This window comes from Streptomyces sp. ML-6, from assembly GCF_030116705.1.
Classification (GTDB): Bacteria; Actinomycetota; Actinomycetes; order Streptomycetales; family Streptomycetaceae; genus Streptomyces.
This window is the reverse complement of sequence record NZ_JAOTIK010000001.1, coordinates 2,548,178-2,572,956: the sequence shown is the minus strand read 5'-3', so window position 1 is coordinate 2,572,956 and position 24,779 is coordinate 2,548,178. Positions and strand designations below refer to the sequence as shown.

20 protein-coding genes are annotated in these 24,779 nt (G+C 73.1%); 10 read left to right on the top strand and 10 right to left on the bottom strand.

The genetic code is table 11. From position 1 onward, the window contains the following. Positions 1-32: 32 nt before the first annotated feature. Both OCT49_RS11085 and OCT49_RS11080 read right to left on the bottom strand, forming a co-directional pair. The gene (locus OCT49_RS11085) at positions 33-308 is read right to left on the bottom strand and encodes a hypothetical protein (RefSeq protein ID WP_283851723.1); all 276 of its coding nucleotides are present in this window, start codon (positions 306-308) and stop codon (positions 33-35) included. Between the two features lie 224 nt (positions 309-532). Continuing rightward, positions 533-1,483, bottom strand: a complete 951-nt coding sequence (locus tag OCT49_RS11080) for a DUF4429 domain-containing protein (protein ID WP_283851722.1) — start codon at positions 1,481-1,483, stop codon at positions 533-535. A 145-nt stretch (positions 1,484-1,628) separates the two neighbouring features. Here OCT49_RS11080 and OCT49_RS11075 point away from each other — a divergent pair, with 145 nt between their 5' ends. Continuing rightward, positions 1,629-3,260, top strand: a complete 1,632-nt coding sequence (locus OCT49_RS11075; RefSeq protein ID WP_283851721.1) for a beta-N-acetylhexosaminidase — start codon at positions 1,629-1,631, stop codon at positions 3,258-3,260. Positions 3,261-3,420: 160 nt separating this feature from the next. Here OCT49_RS11075 and OCT49_RS11070 read toward each other — a convergent pair whose 3' ends face one another. After that, entirely contained in the window at positions 3,421-3,876 is a 456-nt protein-coding gene (locus OCT49_RS11070) for a MarR family winged helix-turn-helix transcriptional regulator (protein WP_283851720.1), read from the bottom strand. Between the two features lie 156 nt (positions 3,877-4,032). On the opposite strand from OCT49_RS11070, the gene OCT49_RS11065 reads away from it, so the two are divergent. Then, on the top strand, positions 4,033-5,490 hold the full coding sequence (locus OCT49_RS11065; protein WP_283851719.1) for an MFS transporter: 1,458 nt from the start codon (positions 4,033-4,035) through the stop codon (positions 5,488-5,490). A gap of 283 nt (positions 5,491-5,773) precedes the next feature. On the opposite strand, the gene OCT49_RS11060 is transcribed toward OCT49_RS11065, so the two are convergent. Genes OCT49_RS11060 through OCT49_RS11045 form a run of 4 tightly spaced genes read right to left on the bottom strand, consistent with a single transcriptional unit; the run spans position 5,774 to position 11,644 of the window. Further along, on the bottom strand, positions 5,774-6,940 hold the full coding sequence (locus tag OCT49_RS11060; RefSeq protein ID WP_148835539.1) for an acyl-CoA dehydrogenase family protein: 1,167 nt from the start codon (positions 6,938-6,940) through the stop codon (positions 5,774-5,776). Positions 6,941-6,970: 30 nt separating this feature from the next. After that, positions 6,971-7,912 (bottom strand): hydroxymethylglutaryl-CoA lyase, encoded by a 942-nt coding sequence (locus tag OCT49_RS11055; RefSeq protein ID WP_283851718.1) that lies wholly within the window; start codon positions 7,910-7,912, stop codon positions 6,971-6,973. Then, positions 7,909-10,023: an acetyl-CoA carboxylase biotin carboxylase subunit gene (locus tag OCT49_RS11050; protein WP_283855750.1), complete on the bottom strand. Its 2,115-nt coding sequence runs from the start codon at positions 10,021-10,023 to the stop codon at positions 7,909-7,911. The genes OCT49_RS11055 and OCT49_RS11050 overlap by 4 nt, the downstream gene beginning before the upstream one ends. 13 nt (positions 10,024-10,036) lie before the next feature. Further along, on the bottom strand, positions 10,037-11,644 hold the full coding sequence (locus OCT49_RS11045) for a carboxyl transferase domain-containing protein (RefSeq protein ID WP_283851717.1): 1,608 nt from the start codon (positions 11,642-11,644) through the stop codon (positions 10,037-10,039). Between the two features lie 190 nt (positions 11,645-11,834). Here OCT49_RS11045 and OCT49_RS11040 point away from each other — a divergent pair, with 190 nt between their 5' ends. The 4 genes from OCT49_RS11040 (at position 11,835) to OCT49_RS11025 (ending at position 16,087) form a co-directional block, all read left to right on the top strand. Next, the gene (locus OCT49_RS11040) at positions 11,835-12,443 is read left to right on the top strand and encodes an SACE_7040 family transcriptional regulator (RefSeq protein ID WP_283851716.1); all 609 of its coding nucleotides are present in this window, start codon (positions 11,835-11,837) and stop codon (positions 12,441-12,443) included. Positions 12,444-12,608: 165 nt separating this feature from the next. Then, positions 12,609-13,643 (top strand): glycosyltransferase family 2 protein, encoded by a 1,035-nt coding sequence (locus tag OCT49_RS11035; protein WP_283851715.1) that lies wholly within the window; start codon positions 12,609-12,611, stop codon positions 13,641-13,643. After that, the gene (locus tag OCT49_RS11030; protein WP_283851714.1) at positions 13,640-15,196 is read left to right on the top strand and encodes a DUF6056 family protein; all 1,557 of its coding nucleotides are present in this window, start codon (positions 13,640-13,642) and stop codon (positions 15,194-15,196) included. The genes OCT49_RS11035 and OCT49_RS11030 overlap by 4 nt, the downstream gene beginning before the upstream one ends. Positions 15,197-15,301: 105 nt before the next feature. After that, complete coding sequence (locus OCT49_RS11025; protein ID WP_283851713.1) at positions 15,302-16,087, top strand: phosphatase; 786 nt, start codon at positions 15,302-15,304, stop codon at positions 16,085-16,087. 78 nt (positions 16,088-16,165) lie between these two features. On the opposite strand, the gene OCT49_RS11020 is transcribed toward OCT49_RS11025, so the two are convergent. The 3 genes from OCT49_RS11020 to OCT49_RS11010 all read right to left on the bottom strand — a co-directional run bounded on the left by OCT49_RS11020 (position 16,166) and on the right by OCT49_RS11010 (position 18,913). Next, the gene (locus tag OCT49_RS11020; protein WP_283851712.1) at positions 16,166-17,080 is read right to left on the bottom strand and encodes an acyl-CoA thioesterase; all 915 of its coding nucleotides are present in this window, start codon (positions 17,078-17,080) and stop codon (positions 16,166-16,168) included. Positions 17,081-17,099: 19 nt separating this feature from the next. After that, a complete protein-coding gene (locus tag OCT49_RS11015; protein WP_283851711.1) occupies positions 17,100-18,257 on the bottom strand; it encodes an acyl-CoA dehydrogenase family protein in 1,158 nt (385 codons plus the stop codon). A 233-nt stretch (positions 18,258-18,490) separates the two neighbouring features. Further along, complete coding sequence (locus OCT49_RS11010) at positions 18,491-18,913, bottom strand: peptidase inhibitor family I36 protein (protein ID WP_283851710.1); 423 nt, start codon at positions 18,911-18,913, stop codon at positions 18,491-18,493. 658 nt (positions 18,914-19,571) lie between these two features. On the opposite strand from OCT49_RS11010, the gene OCT49_RS11005 reads away from it, so the two are divergent. From OCT49_RS11005 to OCT49_RS10990, 4 genes are all read left to right on the top strand, one after another. Beyond that, entirely contained in the window at positions 19,572-20,507 is a 936-nt protein-coding gene (locus tag OCT49_RS11005) for a thiopeptide-type bacteriocin biosynthesis protein (protein ID WP_283851709.1), read from the top strand. A 1-nt stretch (position 20,508) separates the two neighbouring features. Then, on the top strand, positions 20,509-23,145 hold the full coding sequence (locus tag OCT49_RS11000) for a lantibiotic dehydratase family protein (RefSeq protein ID WP_283851708.1): 2,637 nt from the start codon (positions 20,509-20,511) through the stop codon (positions 23,143-23,145). 11 nt (positions 23,146-23,156) lie between these two features. Beyond that, positions 23,157-23,318 carry a hypothetical protein gene (locus OCT49_RS10995; RefSeq protein WP_283851707.1) on the top strand — a complete coding sequence of 54 codons (162 nt, stop codon included), beginning with the start codon at positions 23,157-23,159 and terminating at the stop codon, positions 23,316-23,318. 153 nt (positions 23,319-23,471) lie between these two features. After that, positions 23,472-24,701: a lanthionine synthetase LanC family protein gene (locus tag OCT49_RS10990; RefSeq protein ID WP_283851706.1), complete on the top strand. Its 1,230-nt coding sequence runs from the start codon at positions 23,472-23,474 to the stop codon at positions 24,699-24,701. Positions 24,702-24,779: the final 78 nt, after the last annotated feature.

Sequence of the window (24,779 nt, the reverse complement as noted above, 5' to 3'; positions counted from 1 at the left end):
GCCCGGTCGCGGACCGTTCGGCCGCGGGTTCCTCAGCCGTAGACGATGCGGCGCAGCTGCCGGAGCGAGAGCTCCGGGGGCGCGACCGCGCGGTGCGGCAGCTCGGCCGCGATCCGTTCGAAGATCTCCGTGTTGACCAGGCCGCCGGACTGCAGTTCGCGGTGGCGGCGGCGGACGAAGTCGTCGGTCGTCTCGTCGAAGTACGCCAGCACGTCGAGGATCACCCGGGCGGCTTCGCCGCGCTGGAGCGCGGTGCTGCGGACCAGGTGGTCAATGAGGTCGTCATGCGACGGGCGGCGTTCGAGCACTCGTTGATATTGCGGTGGACGGGGCGCTTCCGCAACAATTCTGCCCGATATCGGGCAGGAGAGGGTGTGATTGTGCTCTCGGGGGGTCGGGGAACCGCTGCGGGAGCGATCGTGGGGCCGGTGAGGGGAGTGATACCGGAGCCGGTGAGCTGGTCGCGGAGCCGCTACGGGGAAGGGGTGCGGGCGCCGCCGGCCGGGGCCGCGCCCGCGGTCTCCGGGAACGGTCACAGGCGCTTGAGCACGGCCTGCTTGGCGGCGGCGAACTCGTCGTCGGTGAGCACCCCGGACCGGTGCAGTTCGCCGAGCTCGCGCAGCCGGCGCAGCAGGGCGTCGTGATCGTCGCCGGACGGGGCGGACGGGGCGACCGGGGCGGGCGCGGCCGGAGGTGCGGACGGTACGGGGGCGGCCGGGGCCTCGATCCCCGCGGGGCCGGCGGCGGCGAGGGCGGCGCCCGTGCCCGTCGCCTTCCCCGTCGCGCCGGGCAGCCGCACCAGGACCGCCGCCGCGACCAGGGCCGCCATGTACTCCTTCTTGGACAGTCCCCACAGGTCCAGCGCGTACGGGTCGTGCTCGGCCGCCCGGACCACCGTGGGCGCCCCCTTCAGCACGAAGCGCAGGTGGCCGTTCTCCAGGCCGCTGGAGGGTGCCCAGTGAACGGCGGCCACGTCCGACAGCGGGAAGGAGACCGGGCCGCCCGAGAGCTTGGAGTCGTTGGTCTTCCAGTTCCAGGTGAGGCGGATGGTCTCCCCGTCGAACGAGGCCATGCCGTCCCCGCCGCCCCCGGCGACCGGCACCGAGGGCCCCGGCAGCAGGAAGCCGTCCACCGGGCCGGCGGGCACCTGCTCGACCAGCAGGGCGTTGCGCACCTCCTCGACGAAGTACTCCGCCACCCCGCTGCGGTCCTTCTCCACGGTGAGCTGGTAGGGGTCCGCCGCGTCCTTGAGCCGGCCGCCGGCCGCGCGCAGGACCGGGCACGCGCCGTCGCGCAGCCGCAGTCGCAGCCAGCCGCTCTTGCGGTCCGGTTCGAAGGAGATGCCCGCCAGTGCCCGCAACGGGACTGCGAGTTCCCCCAGCTCCTGCCGGAGCGGGTGGACGCCCTTGCCCCGGCCCGGTGTGATCCGCACCGTTTCGCCGTCGAAGGTCCAGGTTCCGTCGCGCTGGGTTATTTCCGCCATGCGGCAGATTCTGCCAGCCGTCCCGGGAGGGGGTGGCCCACGCCTTGACCATGCGTGAGACAGGCGATACGCATGGTGATGGCTCGGTTGCTCAGGTGATCCACGGATGATCCACAGGTGTGAACCCGTCGAAAGGGACCGGCTCGTGAGACTGCACAGGACACGATGCGTCGCGCTTCCCCGTCTGCTCGGCTCGCTGCTGCTCGTCACCGCGGCCGGGATCTCCGGCATCGGCGCGGCCCCGGAGGGACCGGCGGCGGCCGGTGGACCGGCCGCCGGCCCGCCCCGCCCGCTCGGGCAGATCGTGCCCGCACCCATGAGGGCGGAGCCCGGCGGCTCCCCGTACACCATCACCCCGGCCACCAGGATCCGGGTCGGCGGCGCCTCCGGGGAGGTCCGGCGGATCGGCGACTACCTGGCGGGCGTGCTGCGCCCGTCCACCGGCTACGCGCTGCCCGTCACCGGCGACGGCGGGGACGGCATCCGGCTCCGCCTGGTCGAGGGCAGCCCCGAACTGGGCGCCGAGGGCTACCGGTTGAAGGCCGACGGCGGCTCCGTCACCATCACCGCGCGCGGCCCCGCAGGACTCTTCCACGGCGTGCAGACGCTCCGTCAGCTGCTCCCGGCGGCGGTGGAGCGGAAGAGCCCGCAGAAGGGTCCGTGGAAGGTCGCGGGCGGCACGGTCACGGACGCGCCGCGCTACGCGTACCGGGGCGCGATGCTCGACGTGTCCCGGCACTTCTTCTCCGTCACCGAGGTCAAGCGCTACATCGACCAGCTTGCCCTCTACAAGATCAACAAGCTCCATCTGCACCTCTCCGACGACCAGGGCTGGCGGATCGCCATCGACTCCTGGCCGCGGCTCGCCACGTACGGCGGGCAGACGGAGGTCGGCGGCGGCCCCGGCGGCCACTACACGAAGAGCGACTACCGGGAGATCGTCCGGTACGCGGCCTCCCGTTACCTGGAGGTCGTGCCGGAGATCGACCTGCCCGGCCACACCAACGCGGCGCTCGCCTCGTACGCGGAGCTGAACTGCGACGGCGTCGCGCCGCCGCTGTACACCGGCACCCAGGTCGGTTTCAGCTCGCTCTGCGTCCCGAAGGCCGTCACGTACGACTTCGTGGACGACGTGATCCGCGAAGTGGCCGAGCTGACCCCCGGCGCGTACTTCCACATCGGCGGGGACGAGGCGCACTCCACCAGCCACGAGGACTACGTGGCCTTCATGGACCGGGCCCAGGCCGTCGTGGGCACGTACGGCAAGACCGTGATCGGCTGGCACCAGCTCACCGGCGCCACACCGGTGAAGGGCGCGATCGCCCAGTACTGGGGCTACGACCGGACGGGCGCGGCCGAACGCGAGCAGGTGGCCCACGCCGCCGCGAACGGCACGAAGCTGGTGCTGTCCCCGGCGGACCGCGGCTACCTCGACATGAAGTACGACGAGGACACGAAGTTGGGCCTGTCCTGGGCGGGTTACGTCTCCGTCGAGCGCTCGTACGACTGGAACCCGGCGGCGTACCTGGACGGCGTGCCGCAGGAGGCGGTGCTCGGGGTCGAGGCGCCGCTCTGGTCGGAGACCCTGACCGACAGCGCCGAGATCGAGCAGATGGCGTTCCCCCGGCTGCCCGGCATCGCGGAAGTCGGCTGGTCGCCCGCCGCCACGCACGACTGGGAGACGTACAAGGTGCGCCTGGGCGCGCAGGGCCCGAGGCTCTCGGCGCTCGGCGTCGACTACTACCGGGCGCCGCAGGTCCCCTGGGCGACGGAGTGAGCCGGGGCGGGCCGGCCCCGCCCTCGCACGGTCCGGGGTGAGCGGTCCGTCCCCGTCCGGGCCGGGGTGAGCGGTCCGTCCGCGGCCCCCGTCCGGATCGGGGTGGCCGGCCCGTACCGCCCCCGCACGGGCCGGGAGCGGGCCGTGCTCGCGGGAGGGGTCAGGGGCGCGGCCAGGGGCGGCCGGTCAGGCGCTCGATGTCGGTGTTGAAGCGGCGCAGGTAGGCGGCGAAGCCGGAGATGTCCTCGTCCGACCAGTCGGCCATGACCCGCTCCAGGGAGTCGGTCATGCCCTCGCGTTCCGCGTCGAGTGTCCGGGCGCCCTCGTCGGTGATCCGGAACTTGCGGGCCATGCCGCCCGCGGGGTCCGGGATGCGTTCCACGAGTCCGGCGCGCATGGCCGCCGCGGTCTGCCGGTTGAGGGTGGAGGCGTCGAGCCCGAAGGCGTCGCTGAGTTCCCCGATCGACATCGGCCCCTGCACGCGGATGCGGCTGAGCAGGATGTAGGCGCTGTGGTCCAGCAGGCCGCCCTTGCGCCGCCCGCCCCTGGTCCGCAGCAGGCTGTGGCGGCTGAGGAGCATCTGCTCGTATTCGACCTCATGGGTGGGCCTGGTCATGCTCCTGCCGTCTCCCGCCGTCGTCCGGGCATCCGGCGCGTTCCGGGTGCCGGTCACCATTCTCCCACGGCCTATGCAGCGTACATGTGACATGCATGATGCATGGAGTGTGTACGCTGCATACCCTTCTTCCGCTACACACCCGAGGAGTCCTGGATGGGCGCGCCCCAGCCATCGATCCGCACCGGTGGCGTCGTCGCCACACTGGCCATCGCCGGAGTCACGGCGGCGATCATGCAGACCCTGGTCACCCCGCTCATCGCGGAGCTGCCACGGATCCTGAGCACCACCCCCTCGAACGCGGCCTGGGTGATCACCGTCACCCTGCTGGTCTCCGCGGTCTGCGTACCCGTCTCCGGCCGGCTGGGCGACCTGGTCGGCAAGCGCCGGATGCTTCTCGTCTGCTCCGTGCCGCTGGTGGCCGGCTCGGTGGTGTGCGCGCTCTCGTCGTCCGTCGTCCCCATGATCGTCGGCCGCGGACTGCAGGGCATGGGCATGGGCGTGCTGCCGCTCGGCATCGCGCTGCTGCGCGACGTGGTCCCGGCGGAGAAGCTCAGCTCCTCCATCGCCCTGGTCAGCGCCTCCATGGGCATCGGCGGCGCGCTCGGCCTGCCGATCGCCGCGGCGGTCGCCCAGTACACGAACTGGCGGGTGCTGTTCTGGGGTTCGGCCGCGCTGGCCACCGGGGTCGCGGCGCTGATCTGGTTCCTGATCCCCGACGTGCCGGCCGGGGCCAGGGGGCAGCGGTTCGACGTGCTCGGCGCGCTCGGCCTCGGGGCGGGCCTGGTCTGCCTGCTGCTCGCGGTCTCCAAGGGCGCCGACTGGGGCTGGGGCTCGGCCACCACGCTCGGCCTGTTCGCCGCCGCCGTCGTGGTGCTGGTCGCCTGGGGCCGGTGGGAGCTGCGCACCCGCGACCCGCTGGTCGACCTGCGCACCACCGCCCGTCCCCGGGTGCTGATGACCAACCTCGCCTCCGTCTTCGTCGGCTTCGGCATGTACGCGAGCATGCTGATCGCGCCGCAGATCCTCCAGCTGCCGTCCGCCACCGGCTACGGCCTGGGCCAGTCGATGCTCGCGGCGGGCCTGTGGCTGGCGCCCGGCGGCATCATGATGATGATCGTCTCCCCGCTCGGCGGAAAGCTGATCGACGCCCGGGGCCCGAAGTTCACCCTGGTCTGCGGCATCCTGGTCGTCGCGGCCGGCTACGGCCTGGCCCTGGTGCTGATGGGCTCGGCGTGGGGCCTGATGGTGGTGGGCATGGTGACCAGCAGCGGTGTCGGCCTGGCGTACGGTGCGATGCCCGCGCTGATCATGGGCTCGGTCCCGCTGTCCGAGACCGCCGCCGCCAACGGCTTCAACACGCTCATGCGCTCGCTCGGCACGTCGATCGGTGCCGCGGTGATCGGTGTGGTCCTCTCCCGGATGACCGTCACCATGGGCGGCCACGCCCTCCCGTCCGAGGACGGCTTCCGCACCGGGCTCATGGTCGGCTGCGGCGTCGCCCTGGTCGCGGCCCTGGCCGCCGCCGCCATCCCGGCCATGCGCCGCGCCGGGGACGACGCCGAAGCCGAGGCCATCCCCGACCGGACCGTGTCGGCCACGCCGAGGTCATGACTCCCGAGCCCGGTGGCGACCGGGCAGGAAACGCCGAGGTCATGACTCCCGGGCCCGATCGCCACCGGGCAGGAAACCTCCGCGTCGAGCCCGGGTACGGGCGCGGGCGGTGCGGATCTCGTGCCCGGGGCCGCACTCCGGTGGCCGCCGTGCAGGTGCAGGCACTCGCTGTGTCCGGACCGCGTGGCTCCGGAGGACGGGTCGTGAGGCCCGCGGCGGACGGCGCGGGCATACGGAAAGGGGCGGGCCTCCGGAGAGACCCGCCCCTTCGCGTTGCCGTGCGTCAGGCCGGAAGGCCCAGTTCGCGGGCGATCAGCATGCGCTGGACCTCGCTCGTGCCCTCGCCGATCTCCAGGATCTTGGAGTCGCGCCACATCCGGGCCACCGGGTACTCGTTCATGAAGCCGTAGCCGCCGTGGATCTGGGTCGCCTCGCGGGCGTTGTCCACCGCCACCGTCGAGGAGTACAGCTTGGCGATCGCGGCCTCCTTCTTGAAGGGCTCGCCCGCCAGCATGCGCGAGGCCGCGTCGCGCCAGCCGATGCGGGCCATGTGGGCGCGCATCTCCATGTCCGCGATCTTGAACTGGATCGCCTGGTTGGAGCCGATCGGCCGGCCGAACGCGTGGCGCTCGGCGGCGTACTTCACCGACTCGTCGACACAGCCCTGGGCCAGGCCCGTGGACAGGGCGGAGATGGCGATCCGGCCCTCGTCCAGGATGCGCAGGAACTGGGCGTAGCCGCGGCCCTCCTCGCCGAGCAGGTTCTCCAGCGGGACGCGGACGTCGGTGAAGGACAGCTCGCGGGTGTCCGAGGCGTTCCAGCCGACCTTGGAGTAGGGGGCCGCGACGGTGAAGCCGGGGGTGCCGGACGGCACGATGATGGAGGAGATGAGCGGCGCGCCGTTCTCCTTGCGGCCGGTCACCGCCGTGACCGTGACCAGCTCCGTGATGTCCGTGCCGGAGTTGGTGATGAAGCACTTGGAGCCGTTGATCACCCACTCGCCGGTGGCCTCGTCGCGCACCGCCGTGGTCCGGCTGCCGCCCGCGTCCGAGCCGCCGTCCGGCTCGGTCAGGCCGAACGCGCCGAGCGCCTCGCCCGAGCAGAGCTTCGGCAGCCAGCGCTGCTTCTGCTCCTCGGTGCCGAAGCGGTAGACCGGCATCGCGCCGAGCGAGACGCCGGCCTCCAGGGTGATCGCCACGGACGAGTCGACCCGGGCCAGCTCCTCCAGGGCGATCCCGAGGGCGAGGTAGTCGCCGCCCATGCCGCCGTACTCCTCGGGGAACGGCAGCCCGAACAGGCCCATCCGCCCCATCTCCCGCACGATCTCGTACGGGAACTCGTGCCGCTCGTAGAAGTCGCCGATCTTCGGGGCGACGACGTCGTGCGCGAACTCCTCGACGGTGCGCCGCAGTTCCTCGTGCTCGGCAGTCAGCCGGTGGTCCAGGGACATGGCAGGGTCACTCCTTGTGGGGACGGGTGTCTATCGCACCGAGAGCGCGCGGACGGTACGGGACGGGCTGGGTCGGCCCAGTTGGTCGGCGAGCCACACGCTGGTGGCGGTGAGCGCGTCGAGATCGACCCCGGTTTCGATGCCGAGGCCCTGGAGCATCCACACGAGATCCTCGGTGGCGAGGTTCCCGGTCGCGCTCTTCGCGTACGGGCAGCCGCCGAGGCCGCCCGCGGAGGCGTCCACGGTGGTCACCCCGTGCCGGAGCGCGGCGAGGGTGTTGGAGAGGGCCTGGCCGTACGTGTCGTGGAAGTGCACGCCGATGGCGCCGGTGGGCACGCCCTCCTCGTTCAGCGCGGTGAGCAGGGCCTGTACGTGGCCGGGCGTGGCGACGCCGATGGTGTCGCCGAGGGAGAGCTCGTCGCAGCCGAGGTCCATCAGCGCCCTGGCGACCCGCACCACCTGGTGGACCGGGACGGGGCCCTCCCACGGGTCGCCGAAGCACATCGACAGGTAGCCGCGGACGTGGACGTCCTCGGCCCTGGCGCGGGCGACGACCGGCTCGAACATCGCCAGCGACTCGTCGACCGTGCGGTTGAGGTTGCGGGCCGCGAAGGTCTCGGTCGCCGAACCGAACACGGCGATCCGGCGGGCGCCGAGCGCCAGCGCCCGGTCCAGCCCGCGCTCGTTCGGCACGAGGACCGGCAGGGCGACGCCGTCGAGGTCCGCCAGCCGGGGGAACAGGTCCTCGGCGTCGGCCAGTTGGGGCACCCACTTGGGATGCACGAAGCTGGTCGCCTCGACGGTGGTCAGCCCCGACGCGGCCAGGCGGTGGATGAACTCCGCCTTCACCCCGGTCGGTACGACGGACTTCTCGTTCTGCAGCCCGTCGCGGGCGCCGACCTCGTGGATGCGGACCCGGGCGGGCAGATCCGGGGCCGGCACGGTCATGGGCAGGGTGCGGGACGTCGTCATGCCTGCTCCTCGGGGGCTTCGGCGGACCCGGTGGACCCGGTGGCCTCGGCGGGGGTCACCACGGCCAGGACCTGGTCCATGGCGACCGTGGTGCCCGCGGTGACGTCCAGTTCGGTCACGGTCCCGGCGTGCGGGGCGGAGATGACGTGCTCCATCTTCATCGCCTCCACCACGAGCAGGCTCTGGCCGGCCACGACCTCGTCCCCGACCGCCACCTTCACGACGGTCACGGTGCCCGGCATGGGCGCGGCGAGGGTGTCCACGCCGGAACGGGCGGCACCGGCCAGCGACGCCGCCACCGGGTCGTGGTCCTGCACGTGCCAGCTGTCGCCGTCGCGGCCCAGCCAGACCCCGTCCGGGGACGCGGCATGGGTGAACGCGTGCGTGACGCCGGCGAGTTCGATGACGAGGCGGTGCGGGGACAGCTCGATGACCCTGGCCGTCTCCCGGCTGCCGGGCATCGGGGCCAGAGGCCCGCAGGCACCCGTCGCGGGCTCCGGCGGCGCGTCCTCGCCGACGTGGCCGAACGTCAGCTCCGTGCCCGCCGGGAAGTCCCGCAGCGAGACCTGCACCGGGTCGTGGCCCGGGATGCGGAAGTCGCGCACCGTACGGGCCGGGGTGCCGCCCAGCCGCCAGCCGCTCGCCACCGAGAACGGGTCGACCCAGCCGGTGGCGTCGCCGGCGGGGGAGGCGCCGGGCGCCGCGGACCGGTGCAGCAGCGCCGCCGCCGCGTACACCTCCTCGGGCACGCCCTCCGGCACCAGGCCGGCCACCTCGCGCTCCACCAGACCGGTGTCCAGCTCGCCCGCCACCACCGCCGGGTGGGCGAGCAGCCGGCGCAGGAACCCGGCGTTCGTCGGGACGCCGAGGATCACCGTGTCCGCGAGCGCCGCCCGCAGCCGGCGCAGCGCGGCGGCGCGGTCGGGGCCGTACGCGATGACCTTCGACAGCATCGGGTCGTACAGGCTGCCGACCTCGCCGCCCGCACCGAGCCCGGAGTCCGTCCGCACGCCGTCGCCCTGCGGCTCGTGCAGCGCGAGCACCGCGCCGCCGGAGGGCAGGAAGCCGCGGGACGGGTCCTCCGCGCAGATCCGGGCCTCGACCGCGTGACCGGTGAGCGCGATGTCCCGCTGCGCGTACGGGAGCTTCTCGCCCGCCGCGACCCGCAGCTGCCACTCCACCAGGTCCAGGCCGGTGATCAGCTCGGTGACCGGGTGCTCGACCTGGAGGCGGGTGTTCATCTCCATGAAGCAGTACGAGGCGGGGTCGTCGCCCGGGACGATGAACTCCACCGTGCCCGCGCCGACGTAGCCGCAGCTGCGGGCCGCCTGGACGGCCGCCTCGCCCATCGCCGCCCGGGTCTCCTCGTCGAGCAGGACGGACGGCGCCTCCTCGATGATCTTCTGGTGGCGGCGCTGGAGCGAGCACTCGCGCTCGCCGAGGTGGATCACGTTGCCGTGGGTGTCGGCCAGCACCTGGATCTCGATGTGCCGGGGCCCGTCGATCCACCGCTCCACGAGCAGCGTGTCGTCGCCGAACGAGGCCCGTGCCTCGCGCCGGGCCGCCGCGATCTCGTCCGCGACCAGCGCCTCGTCGCGCACCAGCCGCATGCCCTTGCCGCCGCCGCCCGCCGAGGGCTTCAGCAGCACCGGCATCCCGATCTCCCGGGCCGCCGCGCCCAGTTGCTCGTCGGTGAGCCCGCTCCCGGAGGAGCCGGGCACGACCGGGACCCCGGCCGCCGCGACCGTCTCCTTGGCCCGGATCTTGTCGCCCATCAGCGAGATGGCGGCGGCGGACGGGCCGATGAAGACCAGCCCCGCCTCGGCGCACGACCGCGCGAAGTCGGCGTTCTCGGCGAGGAACCCGTAACCGGGGTGGACCGCCTGCGCGCCGGTGCGGCGGGCCGCGTCCAGGAGCGCGGGCACGCTCAGGTAGCTCATGGCGGCGGGCGCGGGCCCGATCCGTACCGCGGTGTCGGCCTCCCGGACGTGCCGGGCGTCCGCGTCCGCGTCGCTGAAGACGGCGACCGAACGGATGCCGAGCTCCCGCAGCGTGCGGATGACCCGTACCGCGATCTCGCCGCGGTTGGCGACGAGAACGGTGTCGAACATCGTCATCTGTTCCTCACATCCGGAAGACGCCGAAGCCGGGTTCACCCAGCGGGGCGTTGGCACACGCGGTCAGGGCGAGTCCCAGCACCTGCCGGGTCTCCATCGGGTCGATCACACCGTCGTCCCAGAGCCGGGCCGTGGCGTAGTACGCGTTGCCCTGGGTCTCGTACTGCTCGCGGATCGGGGCCTTGAACGCCTCCTCGTCCGCCGCGCTCCAGTCGTCGCCCAACTGGTCGCGCTTGACCGTCGCGAGGACGGAGGCGGCCTGCTCGCCGCCCATGACGGAGATCTTCGCGTTGGGCCACATCCACAGGAAGCGGGGGGAGTAGGCCCGGCCGCACATGGAGTAGTTGCCCGCGCCGTACGAACCGCCGACCACGACGGTCAGCTTCGGCACGCGGGTGCAGGCCACCGCCGTGACCATCTTGGCGCCGTGCTTGGCGATGCCGCCCGCCTCGTAGTCCCGGCCCACCATGAAGCCGGAGATGTTCTGCAGGAAGACCAGCGGGATGCCGCGCTGGTCGCACAGCTCGATGAAGTGGGCGCCCTTCTGGGCGGACTCGGAGAACAGGATGCCGTTGTTGGCGACGATCCCCACCGGGTGGCCGTGGATGTGGGCGAAGCCGGTGATCAGCGTCGTCCCGTACTCGGCCTTGAACTCGGCGAACCGCGAGCCGTCCACGACCCGGGCGATCACCTCGCGCACGTCGTACGGGGTGCGCGAGTCGACCGGGACGGCGCCGTACAGCCCCGCGGGGTCGACCTTCGGCTCCTCGACGGGCCGCACGGACCACGGCAGCGCGCCCCGGTCCGGCAGGGTCGCCACGATGTTCCGCACGATGCGCAGCGCGTGCGCGTCGTCCTCCGCGAGGTGGTCGGTCACCCCCGACGTACGGGAGTGGACCTCGCCGCCGCCCAGCTCCTCGGCCGTCACGACCTCGCCGGTCGCGGCCTTCACCAGCGGCGGCCCGCCCAGGAAGATCGTGCCCTGGTTCCGTACGATCACGGCCTCGTCGCTCATCGCGGGGACGTACGCCCCGCCGGCCGTGCACGAGCCCAGCACGGCGGCGATCTGCGGGATGCCGGCCCCCGACATCCGGGCCTGGTTGTAGAAGATCCGGCCGAAGTGCTCCCGGTCGGGGAAGACCTCGTCCTGCATCGGCAGGAACGCGCCGCCCGAGTCCACGAGGTACAGGCAGGGGAGACGATTCTCCAGCGCCACTTCCTGGGCGCGCAGGTGCTTCTTCACCGTCATCGGGTAGTAGGTGCCGCCCTTGACGGTCGCGTCGTTGGCGACGATCACGCACTCCCGGCCGCTGACCCGGCCGATGCCCGCGATCACCCCGGCCGCCGGGGCGGCGCCCCCGTACAGCCCCTCGGCGGCCAGCGGGGCCAGCTCCAGGAACGGGGAACCCGGATCGAGCAGGGCGTCCACCCGGTCCCTGGGCAGCAGCTTGCCGCGCGCCACGTGCCGGGCGCGGGACCTCTCACCCCCGCCCAGCCTGGCCGTGGCGAGCCGCGAGCGCAGCTCGTCGGCGAGCGCGTGATGTGCCGCCTCGTTGGCCTGCCAGGCCTCGGAGGCGGGATCGGCCGCGCTCGTCAGCACCGGTGCCTGCTGCATCGTGTCGAGCCCCCTTGCCCGTACCGCAGTAGTTAGTGACCGTTAACGTCTGCCCCAAGGTTAACGAGCGCTAACGGCCGTGTCCAGGGCTGTGGTCCGGCACCCCGGGACGGGGTCCGGGACGGGGCTCGGGGTCGGCACCTCGTACTTCGGTTAACGTTCGCTAACCCGACTGTCTAGAATCGAATCCATGACCACCAGGACGGACGCCCCCACCCGCCGCGAGCAGATCCTCAAGGAGGCCGCCCGCCTCTTTGCCGAGCGCGGCTTCCACGGCGTCGGTGTCGACGAGATAGGCGCGGCCGTCGGCATCAGCGGCCCCGGTCTCTACCGCCACTTCCCCGGCAAGGACGCGATGCTCGCCGAGCTGCTGGTCGGCATCAGCGAGCGGCTGCTGGCCGGTGGGCGGCTGCGGGTGTCGGAGGACGCGGCCGGCGAGAACGGCTCCCCGCGGGCCCTGCTCGACGCGCTCATCGCGGGCCACATCGACTTCGCCCTCGACGACCGTCCCCTGATCACCCTCCACGACCGGGAGCTGGACCGGCTGCGGGACGCCGACCGCAAGCGGGTCCGCCAGCTCCAGCGCCAGTACGTCGAGGTGTGGGTGGAGGTGGTCCGCGACCTCTACCCGGACCTGCCCGAGCACGAGGCCCGCGCGGCCGTCCACGCCGTCTTCGGCCTGCTGAACTCGACCCCGCACCTGGGCCGCCCCGGCGCCCAGCCGGACCGCGCGGACACGGCGGCACTGCTGCACCGGCTGGCGCGCGGCGCCTTCGAGGCGGCGGCGGTGCGCGCCTGAGGGCTTTCCCGGCCGCGCCTTGAACATATGAATTAACGCGGAAGGCGGAGGGGCTGCTGAATTCCTTCCCCCTTTTCTCCGCCGTGTCCCCTTCGGTCGGGGTGTCGCGAAGATCCACAGGCATAGGGTTCGAGTTGTCTCGCCCACGCCTGATGGGGAATTCACATGAAAGCATGTCAGGTTTCGGTCGTCGTCCCCTGTTTCGACGAGGAAGAGGTGATCGAGGCATTCCACCGTGCGCTGCTCGCCGTGCTCGAACCGATACGGCACACCTTCGAGATCTGCTACGTCGACGACGGCAGCGGCGACCGCACCGGAGCCCGGATCAATGCGCTCGCCGCCGAGGACCGGCGGGTCCGCTACGTCTCCTTCAGCCGCAACTTCGGCAAGGAGGCCGCCATGCTCGCCGGGCTGCGGATGTCCCGGGGCGAGGTCGTCGTCCTGATGGACGCCGACCTCCAGCACCCTCCCGAACTGCTGCCCCGCATACTGGAGTTGAGGAAAAGCGGATACGACCAGGTCGTCGCGCGCCGGGACCGTACCGGCGAGGGCGCCCTGCGCACGCTCCTCAGCGCCGCCTGCTACCGGGCCATGGGCCGCTGCATGGACGTCGAAGTCGTCGACGGCGAGGGCGACTTCAGACTGCTGTCGCGCAAGGCCGTGGACGCGGTGCTCGCCCTGCCCGAGACCGACCGGTTCTCCAAGGGGATCTTCTCCTGGATCGGATTCGACACCGCGTCCTTCACCTACCGGAACGTCCGCCGCGCGGCGGGGCGTTCGAAATGGGCCGGCCGGAATCTGATCGATTACGGGATCGGCGGGCTGGTCTCCTTCAACAACCGCCCCCTGCGCCTGGCCATCCACACCGGTCTCGCCCTCGCGCTGGCGGCCCTGGGATACGCGCTGTGGATCATCGTGGACGTCGCCCTGCACGGCGTCGCCGTACCCGGTTACACGACCCTGCTGACCGCCGTCGTCGCACTCGGCGGAATTCAGCTCGCGACCCTGGGCGTCATCGGCGAATACGTGGGACGCATCTATTCCGAGGTGAAACGCCGACCGCACTACGTGGTGCGGGAGACGAGCGAATGCCCGGACCGGGGCATGCGCCCGCCCGGCGTCCTGCCCGATGCCGAGTCCGATGCCGAGCCCGGTTCCTCGTCCGGCGTTCACGTGTACGAAGGGCGTCGGCGCACATGAGCACGGACACCGGCGCGGGCCCGTACGCGGAAAAGGACACGGGCGGGGGCGGTGCGGGCGGTGGTCCGCGTCCCGCGCGGCGGCGGGCGGCGTCGTGGACGGCGGCCCTCGCCCTGTTCCCGTTCGCGCTGCTCGGCGCCGCCTTCTGGTTCGGGAGGCTGGTCCGGCCGGGCGCCGACGACTGGTGCTTCCTCCCGGTCGTGCGGGACGAGGGCGCCCTCGGGATGCTCGCCAAGTTCTACCTGCACGACAACGGGCGCGTCGCCAACGCGCTGCTGGTCGTCGGGTACGGAGCCTTCGGCGTCCCGGGCCACCAGTGGTTCGCCCCGGTCAGCGGGGCGGTCGTGCTCGGCGTCCTGTGGGCGCTGACCGCCGCCGCGCTCGGCAGGGCGGGACTGACCGCGCCGCGCGGGACCGTGCCGCTCGTGGCCGCGACGGCGACGGCGGCCTTCCTGCTCGCCACGCCGGACACGTACAAGACGTTCTACTGGCCCGCCAACTCCGTCTCGCACACCCTCGCACCGGTGCTGGCCTGCGCCGCCGTGATTCCCCTGCTGCGCGCCCGCACCCGCCGGGGGCACGTCCTCGCCTCGGCCGCCGCCCTCCTGGCCGGGGTGTTCATCGGCACGCTGTCGGAGGAGACGGTGGTCGTCGCGGGCGTCGTGCTCGTCACCGTCCTGCTGACCGGGCTGCGCACGCCTCCCGGCCCCGGCCGGACCCGTCTCCGGTCCTGGTGCGCGGTCGCCCTCGCCGGGCTCGCGACCGGAACCGTCGTCCTGTACTTCTCACCCGGCGCGCAGGCCCGGCGCACACGCTTCGACGCCGACACCGGCTCCATGCTCGCCCCAAAGGCGCTGGGCGCGGCGCTGCGGGCCTTCGGGGAGATCCTGGGCACCGTCCTCACGACCTGGCCGTACCTGGGGGCGGTCGCCGTCGGCGTACTCCTCGGCCTGTCGGCGCGCGGGGGAGAGCGGCCGGCAAGGGGGCCGGGGGACGGGTCGGCGGACGGGCCGGGGGGCGGGCAGTCCCGGCGGGGTCCTCTTCGCACGGCCCTGGCGGGCCTCCTCGCGTTCCTGGTCTCCGGCTACCTCTGCGTCGTCGTCACCCGTCCCGTCTTCGGCGCGGACGTGACGACCGCCTCGCGCGTCTGGGGCGACTTCCTCCTGCTGTACGTGCTGCTGCTGACCGGCATCGGCGTCCTGCTGGGGCGGGCGGTAGCGGCACCGGTGGTGCCACGGGTCCGCCGCACGGCGCCCCGTACGGTCGTGGCGGCCGTCGCCGCCGCGGGGTGCGTCCTGGCCTGCGCGGGCCTGGCAGTTCCGCTGTTCCGGCTGGAGACGGAGATGGCGGTGCGCGCCCGCGACTGGGACCACCAGGACCAGTGGCTGAGGGAGCGGGCGGCGCAGGGGGCCCGGGTGCTGCCGTACGCGCCGGTGCCGGTGGGCGGGATGCTGGAGCCGTTCGGCGGGCACGGTCGGCGGGCGTGGCCGGCCTCGTGCGTGGCCCGGTACTACCACCTGGACGAGGTCACGTACTCGACGCGACTCCCCTGAAACGGGCCCGGCAAACGGGCCCGGCGCGACCCGCGTGACCGTTCCGGTACCTCCGTCGTGCAGGACATCCGGCACACTGCGCACACCTGACGGCACAATGGGTTCATGCCGATACCCAGCCGTGCCGCCCTCGTCGAACACCTCGTCCGTACGCGTATCGCCGGAGACGTCGCCACCCCGCGCGACAACAACCTCTCCCACTACCGCAAGCTCGCCAACGGCGACCGCCACTACTGGCTGGGTCTGGAGCTCGGGGACCGGTGGCGCGACGAGCAGGACGTGCTGGCGGTGATGGCCGAACGCTGCGGGGTCAGCGACGACCCGGAGCACCGGTTCGGGCAGGACACCATCGATCCGGAACTGACGGTGGACGCCCTGGAACGGATGGCGGCACGGCTCCGGAAGGCCGCGGCGGACTCGGAGCGGGTGCTGTTCGCGACCGGGCACCCGGGCGGGCTCCTCGACGTGCACCGGCAGACCGCGGCGGCGCTGCGGGCCGCCGGGTGCGAGATCGTCCGCATTCCCTCGGGGCTGATCGCCGACGAGGGCATGGTCTTCCAGTTCGCGGACGTCGCCGTGCAGGAGCGCGGCGCGACGCTCTGGCACACGCACTCGCCCGCCCCGATGGCCGCCATCCTGGACGGCCTGGAGCGGGAGGGCCGCCCGCTGCCGGACCTGGTGGTCGCCGACCACGGCTGGGCGGGCTGCGCGGGCCAGCGCGGCCTGGACGCGGTGGGGTACGCGGACTGCAACGACCCGGCGCTGTTCCTGGGCGAGGCGGAGGGCACGCTCCAGGTCGTCGTCCCGCTGGACGACCACGTGATGGACCCGCGGTTCTACGACCCGATGACGGACTACCTGCTGGACGCGGCGGGGCTGCTCCCGGGCTGATCCCGGCCGGGATGCTCCCGGGCTGCCCCGCGCTGATCCCGGCCGGCCGGCCCGTGTTCGGGTCGGAAACGGCCCGGATCAGGACCGGGGGACGCGGACCACGCCCTCCTGGATGACGGTGATCGCCAGCCGGCCGTCCTGCGTGTAGATCCGGGCCTGGCCGAGCCCGCGCCCGCCGTACGCGGACGGCGACTCCTGGTCGTACAGCAGCCATTCGTCGGCCCGGAAGGGCCGGTGGAACCACATCGCGTGGTCCAGGCTCGCCCCGACCACGTCACCGACCGCCCAGCCCCCGCGTCCGTGCGCGAGGAGCACCGAGTCGAGCAGCGTCATGTCGGAGACGTACGTCGCCATGCAGACGTGCAGCAGCGGATCGTCCGCGAGCTTGCCGTTGGTGCGGAACCACACCTGGGAGCGCGGCTCGCGCGGTTCGCCGACCGTGCCGAAGGGCGGGGCGTCCACGTACCGCAGATCGACCGCGGCCCGTGCCTCGATCAGCCGGTCCACGACCGTCGGATCGCTGAAGCGGTCCGCGTACCGGGGCAGCAGCTGCGCCGTGGTGGGCAGTGTCTCCGGATCCGGCGCGGACGGCATGCCCGCCTGGTGCTCCAGGCCCTCCTCGTACGTCTGGAAGGACGCCGAGAGGTGGAAGATCGGCTGCCCGTGCTGGACGGCGACGACCCGGCGGGTGGTGAAGGAGCGGCCGTCGCGGATGCGGTCGACGCTGTAGACGATCGGCGCGCCCGGGTCACCGGCCCGCAGGAAGTACGAATGCAGGGAGTGGGCGGAGGGAACTTCCCCGGCCGGGGCGGCGCCGGGCGCCCCCGGGGTCCGGGCGGGGACGGTGCGGCCCGCGGCGACCAGGGCCTGGGCCGCGACCTGGCCGCCGAAGACCCGGGGGACGAGCACCGAACGGCTCGTGCCCCGGAAGATGTCCCGCTCGATCTGCTCCAGGTCGAGCAGACCGAGCAGGGAATCCAGCGCTGAGCTCATGGCAGGAACGCAGCCGTTCTCACAGACCCATGGACTTGGCGATGATCGACTTCATGACCTCGTTGGTGCCGCCGTAGATGCGGTTGACCCGGTTGTCCGCGTAGAGGCGGGCGATCGGGTACTCGTTCATGTAGCCGTAGCCGCCGTGCAGCTGGAGGCAGCGGTCGATGACGCGGTGCGCGACCTCGGTGCAGAACAGCTTCGCGGACGCGGCCTCGGCCGCCGTCAGCTCACCGGCGTCCAGGGCCTCCAGGGCGCGGTCGGCGACGGCCTCGGCGGCGTCCACCTCGGCCTGGCAGGCGGCCAGTTCGAACTTGGTGTTCTGGAAGGACGCGACGGTCTTGCCGAAGACGGTGCGCTCCTGGACGTACTCCTGCGCGAACCGGATCGCGGCCTTGGCCTGCGCGTACGCGCCGTAGGCGATGCCCCAGCGCTCGGACGGCAGATTCTGGCCGAGGTAGTAGAAGCCCTTGTTCTCCTCGCCGAGCAGGTCGGCGGCGGGCACCTTCACGTCGACGAACGCCAGCTCGGCGGTGTCGGAGGTGCGCAGGCCCAGCTTGTCGAGCTTGCGGCCCAGGGAGTACCCCTCGGACTTGGTGTCCACGGCGAACAGGGAGATGCCGAAACGACGGTCCTCGGCGGTCGGCGCCGAGGTGCGGGCGCAGACGATGACGCGGTCGGCGTGGACGCCGCCCGTGATGAAGGTCTTGGAACCGTTGAGCACGTAGTGCGTGCCGTCGTCGGAGAGCTTGGCGGTGGTCTTCATGCCCGCGAGGTCGGAGCCGGTGCCCGGCTCGGTCATCGCGAGGGCCCACATCTCCTCGCCGGAGACGAACTTCGGCAGGTAGCGCTTCTTCTGGTCCTCGTCGGCGAGCATCTTGATGTACGGCAGCGCGAGCAGGACGTGCACGCCGGAGCCGCCGAAGTTGATGCCCGCGCGGGCGGTCTCCTCGTACTGGATGGCCTCGAACTTGTGGGTGTCCAGGCCGGCGCCGCCGAACTCCTCGGGGACGTTGATGCCGAACAGACCGAGGTCGGCGAGCTTGGAGTAGAACTCGCGCGGCACGATGCCCTGCTGGAACCACTCGTCGTAGTGGGGGACGACCTCCGCCTCGATGAAGGCGCGTATGGTCTCCCGGAACGCCTCGTGGTCCTCGTCGAATACCGTACGGCGCACGGGGTGCCTCCTTGATCAGCTTCGGTCGGCGGTCGCCTTCGGCCGGGGTCGGGTGCGGTCCGCCTCGACCGGCCTGGCTAAGCGCTTGCTCAGATACGTTCAAAAGTTACCCGGCAGTCACCGAAGCTGTCCAGGGTGATGCGTGGCACGCCCGGCCCCGGGCGTGCGGAAATCCTTCCCGGCCCACCGGCCGGGAAGGATCCTCGCCCGCTCCCTCTTCCCGCTCCCCGGCGCTACTGGGGCTTGAAGGAGCGGATCTGGTAGTTCCCCTGGAGGTTGCCGCCGTTGCCGGCCGGGGTGGAACCGACCCGGGAGTTGTAGTTGGTCTGGGTGTAGTACTGCACGCGGTGCCCGGTCGCGTTCCACACGGAGCGGACGTTCTGGCCCCGCTGGATGAACGAGCAGTCGTCGGCGGTGTTCGCCCGCTGCTTGTCCGACCACTGGCAGCGGGTGCCGCCCCCGTTCCAGTCGCTGTAGATGCAGAAGTACCCGGGGCTGCAACTGAAGGAAGCCCTGGCGTCGGCGCTTCGGGCGGTGTCGCTCGCCACGGCGCCGTTGCCGTTCCCCGTGGCTGCGGTCCCGGCCGCGGCGGGCCCGGTGGCCAGCCCCAGGGCCAGGGCGAGCGAGGCGGCGGCGAGCGTGGTGAAGCGGTTCATGACGGAGACCTCTTTCTGACGGCGACCAGGGCCCCGCGCCCTGGTCCCGGTCAGCGTGGCACGCCCGTGACCTGCACAGACAGGCGGAAACGGGGGCGCTCGAAGCCCGCCGCGAAGATCGCGGCGCTCCTTCGCGCACCGGCGTGAACGTCCGGCGTGAAGACCCTGCCCGGAGGTCGGTCCCGGACGTTCTGCACGGGCTGCGGGGAGGGGCGGGCGAGGCTGGTTCCCTCCGCTTTCGCTCTCCCCGTGGGCTGTGCGACGGCGCGGGTTTCCGCGCTCCCGGCGCACGGGTCACACCAAGCGCACACCCGTCCATAATCCGACTAATTGCGATATATCTTTCAGTCGGTGTTGACGCGGGAACTGACCTGTCGACGGGCCTGACCGGTTCGGCGCGGACGGGAAGGGGATCCGGTTCCGGCGCATCCGGTCCGGCCGACGAGCGGCTCGGGTTCCGGGCGGTGCGACACATCCCGTGAACCTGCGGACGAGACAGAACGAAGCAGGGCTTCTCCCGAGACCCGAACGAGGCCGCGGCGCCGACTCTGCGGATCCGTTCGGCGACCCCCGAGACCCCCGCCGGGCCGGAACAGCGCCATCCAGAACCACGACGCCCGGAACAGTGCCACTCCGAACCGCGACAACCAGGGCCGTGATGCCCGGAACCAAGCCGCTGCGGAACCGCACCACCAAGCCGCTGCGCAACCAAGCCGCTGCGGAACCACGCCACCACGTCACCACGACACACGGAGGTCCCATGCTGGAGGTGGAGCACCCGGAGACGAGCTGGGTACAGGTGAACCTGGCCCCGCGGTCGCACGCGTGGCCGCGCCTGTACGACCGGCTCGCCGGCACGGCGCGCGGCCTCCTCGACGCGGGCCTCGCGCAGGAGTTCTTCTTCATGCACAAGCCACCGGGCCTGCGGGTGCGGTTCCAGGCGCCCGGGGCGGTCGGCATCGTCCCGCTGCGGACCGAACTCCTCGACCGCCTCAAGGATTTCGACGGACTGGCCGCCCCTCCGGTGTGCGCGGTGTACGAGCCGGAGTCCTACCTCTTCGGCGGACCCGCCGCCATGCCGGGGGTGCACGAGGTGTTCACGGCGGACTCACTGGCCTGGCTCGACCGGCACGCCCGGCGCGCGGACGGCGAAGGGCACACCGTGCCGGACTGGCGCCTCTCCCTCGCCCTGCTCCGCGAACTCTTCGACGGCCTGCACATCGTGGGCTGGGAGCACCGGGGCGTCTGGGAAGCGGTGCGTACGGACACCGGGCGCAGCTTCCCCGGCGGCCTCCGGGACGACGCGCTCCGCCAGGCGGCCCAAGGCATCCGCACCTACTGGCAACGCCCCCGGGCGCAGTGGCCCGACGGGCTGCCCGAGGCCTGGCGCGGATGGGGGGAACAGCACGGGGAGGCGATGCGCCGGGCCGCGGACCACTGGCGCACCGGCTACTTCGAGTCCGGTGAGGCGGTACGCGGACCGCGCCGAGCCGCCGCCCACGCTGTGATCTTCCACTGGAACCGGGGCCGGCTGTCGCTCGCCCGCCAGAGCCTGCTCGCCGAGGCCCTGTTCGACGACGGGGCGGTGGACTGACGTGACCGGCCTCCGCGCCGTCCCCCCGGCCCCGGCCGGCCACCGGCTCCTGGGCGCCACCGCCCTGGTACGGGTATCCGGAATTCCCTGTTCGATGTGGATGGCCGCGGGCGGTTCGGGGCTGTTCGGCCGGGTCGCCGAGCACGCCGACGCCGTCGGGCAACAGGCCGAGCGCGCCCGGCGGCTGGCCGAGGGGCTGAGCGGGGTCGTTCCCGACCCGCGCCTGACGGACACCGAGCGCCGTGCCGTGCTGGCGCTGCGGCGGCGGCTGCACTCGGGGGCGGCACCGGACGTGACGGACTGCGGGTTCCTGGCGGCGCTGACCGCCGCGCCCGAGCGGGTCGTACGGGAGGCCGACGAGCTGTGCCGGGCCGCCGGGACGGCCGTCGCGACCCGGGAGGAGCTGGAGCGGGCCCTCGGGGACGAGCGCGAGCGGGTGGCCGCGCTGGCCTGGTCGCTGGTGTCGTCCAGCCCCGTCCTGCGGGAGTTCGTGGACACCGCGCACCCCGGGCTGGTGCGGGAGGTGACCGCCCGCCTGGCCCGCGGCGAACCGTGGAGCGGGAAGCAGCTGCGCAAGCGTTCCGCCTATCTGTGGCGGGCCGTGGGCCGGGCGGCGGCGAAGACCACGCCACGCGGCTGGGTGGGGCAGGTCGCCCCGGTCCCGGTCGGCGGCCCCGGCGCGGGCCACCGGCTCCTCGGCCCCGGCGCCGAACTGTCCGCGCTGGCCGCCTCCGCCGTGGAGAACGTCCACGCCGTACACACCCGGGCCGGTGCGCTGGACCTGCGCACCGCCGACCCGGCGACCGCGCTCGCACCCGCCCCGCTGCACCTCGCCGACACCGGCCACGAGGACGGGTCGGAACCGGCACTGCGCTGCTACGCGATCGACCCGGACGACCCGGGGCGGCTGCGCCAGGTCGCGGTCCGGCGCACCGCGCTGCTGGACCTGCTGCTCACGCTCTTCGCCGAAGGGCCGCGCACCCTCGCGGAACTGGAGCGCGCCCTGCCGGTCGCCGACGCCGTCGTGCTGCGCGGCTTCCTCGCCCACCTCGTGCGGCTCGGGGTGCTCCAGCTCTGCGCGGCCCCCCGCCGCCGCCACATCGCCTGGTCCCCGGCCGCCCGGGTGACCGGATGCGGCCGACTGCCCGGCCCGGGAGCCCGTTTCACGGACCCCGAGCCGGACGACTGGTTCCTCGACTCCTACCGCGGCCTGGACGCCCGGGTGCCCGATCGGGCTGCCGCCCGCGTCCAGCGCGCCCTGCGGACCGCCCACCGGCTGGCCGCGCTGCGCCGGACCGACCTGGCCGCGGGCGCCGACGCGCCACGGCCCGCGCCCGGTGTCGAGCAGCTGGACGAGCACCCGCGTCCGGTCGGCGAGATCCTGGCCGCACTGCTGTCGTCGGGCGAGCGGCCACCCGCGCCGGACCTGCGCCACCACCGGGCCTGGCACCCGGCGCACGACCCGGAATCCGGCTACGCCCGGCTTCTCACCCGTCTCGCCGCCCGCCGCGACGCGACCCGGGTGGACGTGGACGACGACCTCCTGGACGACCTCGGGGCGCCGCCCGCCGACGAGGTGATCCCGCCCTGGCCACTGGACTGCCTGCTGCGCCCGCTGTCCGGCCCGGGGCCCCTCGCGGTGCTGGACACCGCCTCGCCCGCCGGAATCCTCGACGCCCGGTTCACCGAGGCGCTCCAGACCCTGTACGGCGGCTACGACACCGTCGAGGCCTACCGCGACTTCCTGGCCGCCGTCGAGCGGGGAGCCGGTGTGCGGTTCGTCGAGCTGCTGGTACCCCCGGTCACCGAGCGCGCGGCCAACGCCGTCCGACGTCCCGTCACCACCCGTTGGTGGACCGGGGATCCCAACGCCTGCGCGTACTTCGGGCGCGGCGGACCGGAACAGCGCTACCTGCCGCTGGACCGCATCACCCTGCGAAGGTCGGGGCACCGGATCATCGCCGAGGTGGACGGCGAGCGGGTGATGCCCGTCCACCACGCCACCCGGCTCCCGATGCCGCCGTACGACCGGCTGGTGCGGCTGCTGCTGTCCGCCGGGCACCCCTGGGCGGGGACCGCCCTCCGCCTGGACGGTCTCGCCGCGGCCTTCCCCACGGGCGGCGACGTCGTCCGTCTGCCGCGGCTGACGGTGGGCACGGACCTGGTCGCCTCCCCGGCCGCCTGGCGGGTACCGAGAGCCCGCCTGTGGCGGCCCGGGGACGGGGACCTCGAACGGGTACGGGTGCTCGCCTCGCTCAGACGCTCCACCGGCCTGCCGCGATTCGTCTTCGTCCGGCCCGGGTTCGAGGCCAAACCGGTGCCGGTCGACCTCGAAGCCCTGACGGCGTTCAACGTCATCGACCGGGCGTGCGCCGCGCTGCCCGGTGACGAACTGGTCCTCGAGGAGATGCTGCCCGGTCCGGTGGCCGGCCCGCAGGGGCCGACGCTGGGCGACGCCCTTCACGGCGGCGCCCCTGTGGCTGCCGAGCTGATGCTCAGGACTCCGTTCGACCTGACGGCCGAGGAGCTGGCGGCCTCCGCGGTCGCCGCACTCACCCATGACGTCCCCGGCCCGCCCGCACCTGGTGCGGCGGTCGCCGGGGCGGTCCACACCCAAGAGGGAACAACCGAGAAATAGGAGGAAACACCATGCCCACCATGGAACTCACCGAGCTCGACGACCTCATCGCCGAGCTGGACGAGAGGGTCACCGGCGCCGAGCTGCCGGCGATGGACGGCGGCGCCGGCGACACCGGGGCGTGCTCCGGCCTCTGCACCGTCCTCATCTGCTCGGTCATCGGCGTCTGCTGACGACCTCCGTCCGGACGGCATGAGGCATGACGCCATGACGGCATGCCGGCACGACGGGCATGACGTCGGGGCGGTCGTGACCCCATGCGTCCACCGCTGAGCTGAACGGAGCCACCCGGAGCGCTCCGGGTGGCTCCTCGACGAGGAGACCCGATGCACGCAGACAGCCAGGCTCCGCCGCCCCGTGCGGCCCTCGACACCGCCGTCCGACTCCTCGACGACTTCTCCGGGGCGCGGGACGCCACACCCGATCCCGGCATCCCGGTCCTGGCCTGCCTGGTCGCGGAGATGTGCGGCCCGCGGGCGAAGACGTTCCGCCCGGTGGTGCCCCCCGACCCCGCGGCGGTGGCGGGCGCCGGACGCGCGGTGGCGGCATGGGCGCGGACCATCGGCCGCGGCCCCGGCCGACCCGGCCTGTACGACGGCGGTCTGGCCGGAACCCTGATCGGCCTGCGGCTCGGCGCCCGCCTCCACCCCCCGCTGCACCGCGTCGCCGACCGGCTGCGCGACCACCTGCTGGACAAGGCGAGGACGCGCCCCTGGCGGACCGAGGACGTCGCTCTGCCCGACTACGACCTCATCTGCGGACCGGCCGGCACGCTGCTGGCACTCTGCGCCGGGCCGCCACAGCCGAAGCGCGGCCAACTCCTCCCGTTCGCCGCCCACTTGGCGGCCCTGTGCGACAGCGATGACCTGCGCCGCCTGCGTGTCGGCCAGTACTCCGGCCACCCGTACCTGGGCTGGCTGCAGGGCCGGGTGAACACCGGAATGGGCCACGGCGTGGCCGGGCTCGTGGCCGGGCTCACCGCCGCGGTCCGCCACGTCGGCCCGGAGCAGGAGCTGCAGGACGCCCTGCGCCGCGCCACCCGTTGGCTGGTACGGCAGTCCTTCGACGACGCCCGGTCCGTACGGAGCTGGGACGGGGCCGGACTCGACGGCCCACCGCCCCCCGGAGCCCGCGCCCGGCAGGCCTGGTGCTACGGCGCCCCCGGCGTCACCTGGGCACTCTGGGACGCGTCCGACGCACTGGGCGACCGGGCGGCGGCCGACTGGGCGGCCACCGCCTTCACCACCCTCGCGGAGCGGTACGACGAGAGCTTCCACCTCTACGGCGACCCCCTGACCGATCAGCTCGCCCTGTGCCACGGCGCGGCGGGCGTGCTGGCCGTGGCGGACGCGTTCCACCGGCACGCCCACCTGCCGGCCGCCGCGACGCTCCGCGACCGCCTGTCCGGGCACCTGGGCCGGCGCCTTCCCGCCACCCTCGCCCCCGGCGTACCGCACACGTCCCTGCTCAACGGGACCGCGGGCGCGCTCAGCGCCCTGCTCACCGCCACCCACGACGCCTCGCGCGACTGGCTGCCCTGCCTCGGGCTGCGCTGAGGCCCGAAGACGAGGCCCCGAAGATGCTGCTGACGGTGTGGCTGGGGGTCGGGTGCTTGTCGGTCTGCTCACGGCTGG